Here is a 7693-nt window from a genome sequence, read left to right on the forward strand (position 1 = left end):
TTAGGCATTCTGTACCGTTAGAGTTTAGATAATTAAATACATATTGTACCGAAATTAAATATTAAGTCTATAAATACGGTTTTTGAGTTGCTTTTTAAGACTTTATTTTGTTCCGTTAGGCTATACTTTAAAGTTACACAAAACATCTATATGAAGACTAAAGTCCAAATTAGTGTTTATGTTGGTTCAATGTATTACATTTCGTATTTTCTATTTGTAACGTAATTTCAGTAATATTATGATTATGTTTTAGAACTTCTAAGGCCTTTTGATAGAGTTGATCTGTATTGCTATTCGGAGCAACCAAATGAGCAGTTAAATGAATATTTCTTGAGGATATAGCCCAGACTTTCAACTGATGAATCCCTTCAACGCCCTCTAGCTTCAATAAATCATTTCTTAACGACTCAATATCAATCTCATCAGGAACTCCTTCAAGCAGAATATGAATACTTTGTTTTAATAAAATCCAAGTTCGAGGTAAGACCCAGAAGCCAATTAACACAGCGATTACGGTATCAACCCACATCCACTGGGTAAAATAAATAACTATTCCTCCGATAATCACGCCTATCGATCCTAGAGCATCACTAAGAACTTCTAAATATGCACCTTTTATATTTAGACTTCCTTCAGCACTAGCAGAAAGGATTTTCATTGAAATCAAATTTATGACCAAACCAATGACCGCGACAATCATCATTCCAACACTTTGAATTTCAGCAGGATTCGTAAAACGTTGATAAGCTTCATATACAATATATATTGCTACCACAAAAAGCATCACCGCATTAAACAGAGCCGCTAAAATTTCAAATCGCTGATAGCCAAAAGTTCTTTTATCATCTGCGGCTTTTTTACCAATTTTGATAGCGGCAAGAGCAATAGCTAAAGCGGCTACATCAGTAAACATATGAGCTGCATCAGATAACAAAGCCAAACTTTGGGTAATAAAAGCAGCGACAACTTCTACTATTAAAAAAGTAGTCGTTAAACCTAAGGCAACCATTAACTTCTTACTATTTTCTTCAGTAACAACCGCATGGCTATGATCATGATGTTCTGACATAAAATATTTTCCTTATTCTATTTATGATGAGCAGAGATATTGGATAACAGCCAATATCTCTGCTGTAAATCGACTAATCTATTGGATTAAGAAACTTTCTTTTCATTTATCCAACGATAAAGCACGGGTAACAGCACCAAAGTTAGTAATGTTGAAGAGATAATCCCGCCAATCACTACGGTTGCCAGTGGCCGTTGAACCTCAGCCCCTGTTCCGGTTGCCAGCGCCATTGGTACAAAACCCAGTGAAGCCACACAAGCTGTCATCAACACTGGTCTTAAGCGCAAAATAGCCCCTTGCCACACGGCTTTATGCACTGGATATTTGTCCCTTAATTCCTTAATAAAGGTCAGCATTACCAGTCCATTGAGGACTGCAACACCAGATAAGGCAATAAAGCCAATTCCAGCTGACATCGATAATGGAATATCCCTTAGCCAAAGGAACAGCACACCACCGGTCAAGGCAAAGGGTACCCCGGTAAAGACCAATAGACTTTCTTTGACATTGTGAAAGACCGCCATCAGTAAAATAAAGATAGTGATTAAAGCCAGTGGAATCACGATTTGCATCCGTGCTTTGGCTGAAGCCAAATTTTCAAACTGACCTCCATATTCTATCCAATAACCACTTGGCAAAGTGTATGCTTTGAGCTGTGTCTGTACATCAGAAACAAAAGACCCTAAATCACGCCCTTCAACATTCGTTGTAACCACAACTCGGCGTTTACCATTTTCTCGACTGACTTGGTTGATTCCTTCAATGGTCGAGACTTGCGCGACATCCGACAATAAAATACTGCCACCATTTGGAAGCTGAATAGGTAACTGGGAAACAGATGCGACACTACGGTCTTGCTCTCCAAGACGGATAACAAAATCAAAACGACGATCGCCTTCTAAAATCTCTCCCACGCTTTGTCCACCAATACTTGCAGCCACCACATCCTGAATAGATTTCACACTCAAGCCATACTGGGCAGCTAAAGCTTTATCAATCTCTACATTGAGTAAAGGCAGACCCGAAGTTTGTTCAACTTTCACCGCACTGCTACCTGCGACTTGCTGAATGATTTTCGCGATTTTTGCAGCCTCAGTATTCAAAACCTGCATGTCATCACCAAAAACCTTCACCCCCACATCACTGCGTATACCTGAAATCAGTTCATTAAAACGTAGCTCAATAGGCTGAGAAAACTCACTGTTATTGCCGGGAATTGTCGCAAGATAAGCTTCCATTCGGGTTCGAAGTGCATCTAGGCTTTCTTTTGAATCTGGCCATTCCTCACGTGGTTTCAGCATGATATAACCATCGGAAATATTCGGTGGCATCACATCTGTCGCCACTTCAGCAGTCCCGGTACGGGCAAATATAGCTTTAATTTCGGGAAAGTTTTTCAGTAAAAGCTTTTCGGTATTTTCCTGAATACGTAAAGACTCTTCCAAGCCTGTGCTTGGAGAACGTAATTGCTGTACCGCAAAATCACCTTCACTCAGCTGGGGTGCAAACTCACTGCCAATCTTCGTGCTGAGCAGACCCGTAATGACCAAGAGACAAATGGCAAAAGTTAAAACCACCGCTTTGTAATGATAGGCTCCATCCAATATCTGTTGATATCGGGTTTTGAGCCAGATCATCCAACGGCTTTCCGTTTCTTTGATCTCCCCTTTAACCCATAAAGCAACTGCAGCGGGCACAAAGGTGATCGATAAAATAATAGCTGCCACCAGTGCGAGAACAACGGTTAAAGCCATCGGATGAAATAGTTTTGCTTCTACACCACTTAAAGCAAAAATCGGCAAATACACCACCAAAATAATAAGCTGACCAAAAATAAGAGGACGACGTGCTTGGCGGGCAGCCAGAAAAACTTCCTTAAAGCGTTCACTTTGTGTGAGAGGTCGTTTTAACAGTTGCTGTGTATGGGCTAAACGCCGGATACAGTTTTCGACAATCACCACAGCACCATCGACAATGATGCCGAAATCGAGTGCACCTAAACTCATCAGATTGGCACTGATATTTTTCTGTGCCATCCCGGTTAAGGTAAACAGCATAGAGAGTGGAATGACACAGGCAGTAATCAAGGCAGCACGGATATTCCCTAAAAACAGGAACAGAATGATGATGACCAGGATTGCTCCCTCTACCAAGTTTTTCTGAACGGTTTTAATCGCCTTCTCAACCAAGGTAGTACGGTCGTACACCGTTTCAATCACTACCCCTTTAGGCAAACTATTCTGAATATCTTGAAGCTTGGCATCCACAGCTTTAGAAACAGTCCGGCTATTTCCACCCATCGCCATCATGGCAATCCCTAAAACGGTTTCTTTGCCGTTATAGGTTGCCCCACCGGTTCTTAAATCATGCCCAATAGAGACTTGCGCAATATCACCAACCCGAATTGGGCTGCCATTTGGGCTACCCAGCATGGTGTTCTCAATATCAGAAAGCCCATTGAATGTACCCGGTACACGTACCGTCAATTGCTGACCATTGTCTTCAATATAACCTGCACCTCGGTTCTCATTATTTTGCGCTAAAGCCTGTTGCAGTTGTTCTAATGAGATATTCAGTTGCTGCATCCGGTTTAAATCGGGAGAGACCACATAGGTTTTTTCAAAACCACCAATACTGTTGACCTCTGCAACTCCCTTAACACGTTGCAGTTGAGGACGCACAATCCAGTCCTGAATCTCACGCAAATCCATCGGCGTGTATGCAGTTCCATCCGGCTTTTTCGCATTCGGATCTGCCTTCAGTACCCATTGATAAATCTCACCGAGACCCGTAGAAACGGGGGACATCGTCGGTGCGATTTGTGCAGGCAACTCAGATTGCGCCTCCTGTATCCGTTGGTTAATCTGCTGACGGGCCCAATAAATATCAGTCCCATCTTTAAAGACAATGGTGACTTGAGAGAGTCCATAACGGGATATGGAACGGGTAAGCTCCAGATCCGGAATGCCAGCCATGGCATTTTCAATGGGATAGGTAATCCGCTGTTCGACTTCAAGCGCAGTAAAACCCTTGGCTTGAGTATTAATCTGGACTTGGGTATTGGTAATATCGGGTACAGCATCAATCGGGAGTTTCTGATAGCTATACACCCCGACCGCAATCCAGGTACAGACAAAGAGCAACACCCAAATCGCATTTTGTATGGAAAACTGAATGATTCGTTCGAATAAACCTTCTGGTTTTGGCAGATCAGAATTAATGTTCATGGCCTGCCTCGTCTTTTTCTAATTCAGATTTCAACAAGAAACTGCCTTGAGCGATATACTTCTGCCCTTCAGTCAGCCCAGAAATCACTTCAAGCCATTGTCCATCACTTGAAGCCTGCCCCAATTGCACTTTCTGTGCTTTTAAGTGGACTTGACCTTTTTGTTCTGAATCTACGATGAAAATACTGTCTTCACCTTCAATACTTTGCAGCGCAGACTTTTGAATCCGAAGGGCTGATTTTGCTGTAGCTTCCGGAATCAACACTCTCACTAACACATTAGAACGCAACTCAGTAGCTTGCGCATCGAGTTTTGCGCGCACCACCAGACGCCCTGTTTGTACATCTGCATGAGAGGTTAAGCTTTGTACAGTAGCTTTATAGATTTGATCTGAATCATTCACTTTAAAGTCAATTTTTTGCCCGGCTTGCAGTTGACCTGAGAATTGATTCGGCAAATTAAACTCAAGCCATAAATCTTTCAGCTGTTCAATGACAAAGAGCTGATTAGCCAGTTGCACATTTTCACCGACCACAATATCTTTTTGACTGATCACCCCAGAGATCGGTGCTTTAATCAGAAAACGCCCATTGTTATTGCCACTTGCACCTAATGCATTTAAACGTGCTTGTGAGGACTGGACAGTAATCTGCGCTTGACGGTAGGCATTTTCGGCACGCTGGTAATCCTGTTTGGCAGAAATCCCCTGTGACCAGAGTTGCTGTTCGCGCTGGTAATCTTTACGGGCCAAATCCAGATTCACCTGTGCCATACGCAGATTTGCCTGTTGGTCGATCAGTTCAGGCACGATTAGTACAGCCAGCGTTTGTCCTTTTTGCACGCTCTGTCCTAAAGCCACATTGACCTGCTCGACATGACCACTAAAATTAGGCGATATATGCGCTTGTTGATCGGTATTCACCACCAATTTACCTGGCAGGGTTGTCAGCTTTTCAACCAATCCTGTGGATGCAACAGCAACTTTTAAACCTTGTTCAACCATTTGTTGGCTGGTCAGTTGTATTTCGCCTTCTTCAGCATGTCCTTCTTCAGAACTATCTTCATCAGAATGTTCGGCATTTCCCTCATCATGACCATGCCCCTCAGATTCAGTTTTTTTTGAACTTAACCAAATAACCAGACTGACCAAGACCGTAATCAGAATCAAAATTGCAATCATGAGAGACTGGGATATTTTTCCGTTTTGCTTGGCGTTCATTTTATCGTGCTCCCCCATTGATTAAATTTTGCGATGCTTCGACTGCCTTTTTATTCAGTTGTGTATAGGCATCCGAACGGCTAATTTCTTCATAACTTGTGCCAATACTGAGTGCCTCAGCTGTGAGGGCAGTTTGCCAAGCTTGACGTAGAATTTGTAATTGACCCAATCGAAGATTCTGCAGTTGGGTGGTTGCTTGTTGAACGTCGGTAATGGACAGTTTCCCTGCCTGAAACCCTTGTAAAGTACGGCTCTGAACTTTGGTCGCCAAAGTAACTTGTGCTGTTGTGGCATCGAACTGGCTACGTAAACCTTTGAGCTGATGCATGCTGTTGGCAATATTGAGTATTTGTTGCTTCAGCTCACGCTGCTGCTGTTGGTTCAGCAATATTTGCTGTTGCTGGACCATCGGGATCGCATATTGCTGGCGGTTGAAAATATTCAGTGGAATAGCCACGCCGATTGCCAAAGTCGTATCGTTGCTTTCATTAGGGGTTTTGCTACGTTTCATGCCTACATTTAAAGTCGGATTGGGACGTGCCTGAATTCTTAAATTTTCAATTTGATGATCCGATTGCTGAATGTTCAAGGCATAGAATTTTTCTAGCCACCCTTCAGCAATATACCGTTGCACAGTTTGGAGACTTTGCTCTGGCCAAGGGATAGCGGTTTTATTCAATTGAAGATGTGAAGATGTTTCTCCCCCCCACAAATTAGACAGCTGACGACCGGCAGCTTGTTTATTCAGCATCGCTTGCTGATAAAGTCGTTGGATTTCTAGCGCTTCAATTTGGGTACGCTCAAAATCAACCAGGGCAATACTGCCTGCCTGATAGCGTTTCTGGGCACTGTCCAGATTGGCTTTACTTGTTTTTAACTGTACTGAATAAGCAGACTGCTCAACCTCAGCAAGTGCAAATTGCGACCATGCAAATTTAACAATCAGTTGGCTTTGTGCCTTCCATAATTGCTGTTGCAATTGGATTTGTTGATTCGAGGTATTGGCAATCACCCGGTTCAGCTTACGCTGACCAAATAGATCTAGAGGTTGACTAACGCCAACATTGAATTCCTGTTCTTGACCTGAGCCAAAGCCAGACTGTTCTAAACTTATACTTGGATTCTGCCATAACCGACTTTGCTGAATATTCAATTCAGATATTTGCTGAACTTGTTGCCACAGCTTGTCTTGAGTCTGGTAACTTTGTACTTTTGCTAAAGCGGATTCAAAGCTGGTAACGTTTTCAGCATAGCTATATTGCATAGCCGCTGCACATATACAAGCAACCAAGCTATGACGCAAGAGTATAATTGATTGTGAAGACATGATTTTTCCCACTTATTTAAATAATAAAAGTGGTGGGAATGTTTTAGGCTACCCCACCATGAGCGGGGAAAATTCGGGAGGTGGGCTTTGTTGAAACAGGTCAGGAGCCTGATAGCTGTTTTTCCAATGAAATTGTGGATTCACTTTAACTTCAGAGCTTGGATGAAACACATCTACTTTTTCATTTTGTACAATCAAATGCGTCATCGATGGTAGATGATCTTGATGATCTTCACCGATTTCTAAATCGCTACTGAATGTTTTTATGTTTTCTGACTGTCCATTATGATCGTGTTGACGACTATCGCTGGCACACAAGGTATTTTGGTGATGACCAAAATGATAACTCTGCTGTGATTGAGGCTGTTGTTCATGGACACAAAAGGCCGCCGCCACATTCCAAAAGCTTTGGAACATGAACAATCCAACCAAGACTGTAATCCATGTAGTAGAACGCATCATCATAACAATCGAAAAATTTGTACCAAGTATAAGGCTTAGAGCCACTCCAAGGTCAAGCTTAATAAATTAAATTAAACATTCAATGAACACTGAATAGCCGGCACTTTTGCAAATTTACCTTGTCTCTATAAGCTCACATCAATTTCAGGTAAGAATAACAATAGATTGAACCGTACCGGGTTTGTCGGAGAGTCAATATTCTGAGAGACTACCCCGATGACAAAATTAAAATATACCCCTGAAATCAGAGGGTAATCCTCCCATAAATAACCGAAGTTAAAAGTAGAGGTTAAGCAGCCATTAGAGGTGGCTTTCCTTTGTTAGCTTGATGTGGTCTTTCATGGTTGTAATGCCACAACCAGTTTGTTGCATAATCTTGTACTTCATCC

At 42.2% G+C, this 7693-nt stretch carries 6 protein-coding genes; all 6 read right to left on the reverse strand.

The features are described from left to right. Positions 1 to 169 precede the first annotated feature (169 nt). Positions 170 to 1069, reverse strand: coding sequence for a cation diffusion facilitator family transporter (locus FTU66_RS13140; protein ID WP_005028603.1), 900 nt, complete (start codon positions 1067 to 1069; stop codon positions 170 to 172). Between the two features lie 86 nt (positions 1070 to 1155). Further along, positions 1156 to 4296 carry an efflux RND transporter permease subunit gene (locus FTU66_RS13145; RefSeq protein WP_096902762.1) on the reverse strand — a complete coding sequence of 1047 codons (3141 nt, stop codon included), beginning with the start codon at positions 4294 to 4296 and terminating at the stop codon, positions 1156 to 1158. Then, a complete protein-coding gene (locus FTU66_RS13150) occupies positions 4286 to 5515 on the reverse strand; it encodes an efflux RND transporter periplasmic adaptor subunit (RefSeq protein WP_104472702.1) in 1230 nt (409 codons plus the stop codon). Before FTU66_RS13150 ends, FTU66_RS13145 begins: the two co-directional genes overlap by 11 nt. 1 nt (position 5516) lies before the next feature. Further along, positions 5517 to 6842, reverse strand: coding sequence for a TolC family protein (locus tag FTU66_RS13155; RefSeq protein WP_152342633.1), 1326 nt, complete (start codon positions 6840 to 6842; stop codon positions 5517 to 5519). A gap of 48 nt (positions 6843 to 6890) precedes the next feature. After that, on the reverse strand, positions 6891 to 7307 hold the full coding sequence (locus FTU66_RS13160) for a cation efflux protein, CzcI-like (RefSeq protein ID WP_227591103.1): 417 nt from the start codon (positions 7305 to 7307) through the stop codon (positions 6891 to 6893). A 286-nt stretch (positions 7308 to 7593) separates the two neighbouring features. Continuing rightward, on the reverse strand, positions 7594 to 7693 hold a 100-nt coding region (locus tag FTU66_RS13165), incomplete at its 5' end, for an integrase core domain-containing protein (RefSeq protein ID WP_179989160.1).

The sequence above is a fragment of the Acinetobacter sp. YH12131 genome, assembly GCF_013418635.1.
GTDB lineage: Bacteria > Pseudomonadota > Gammaproteobacteria > Pseudomonadales > Moraxellaceae > Acinetobacter > Acinetobacter towneri.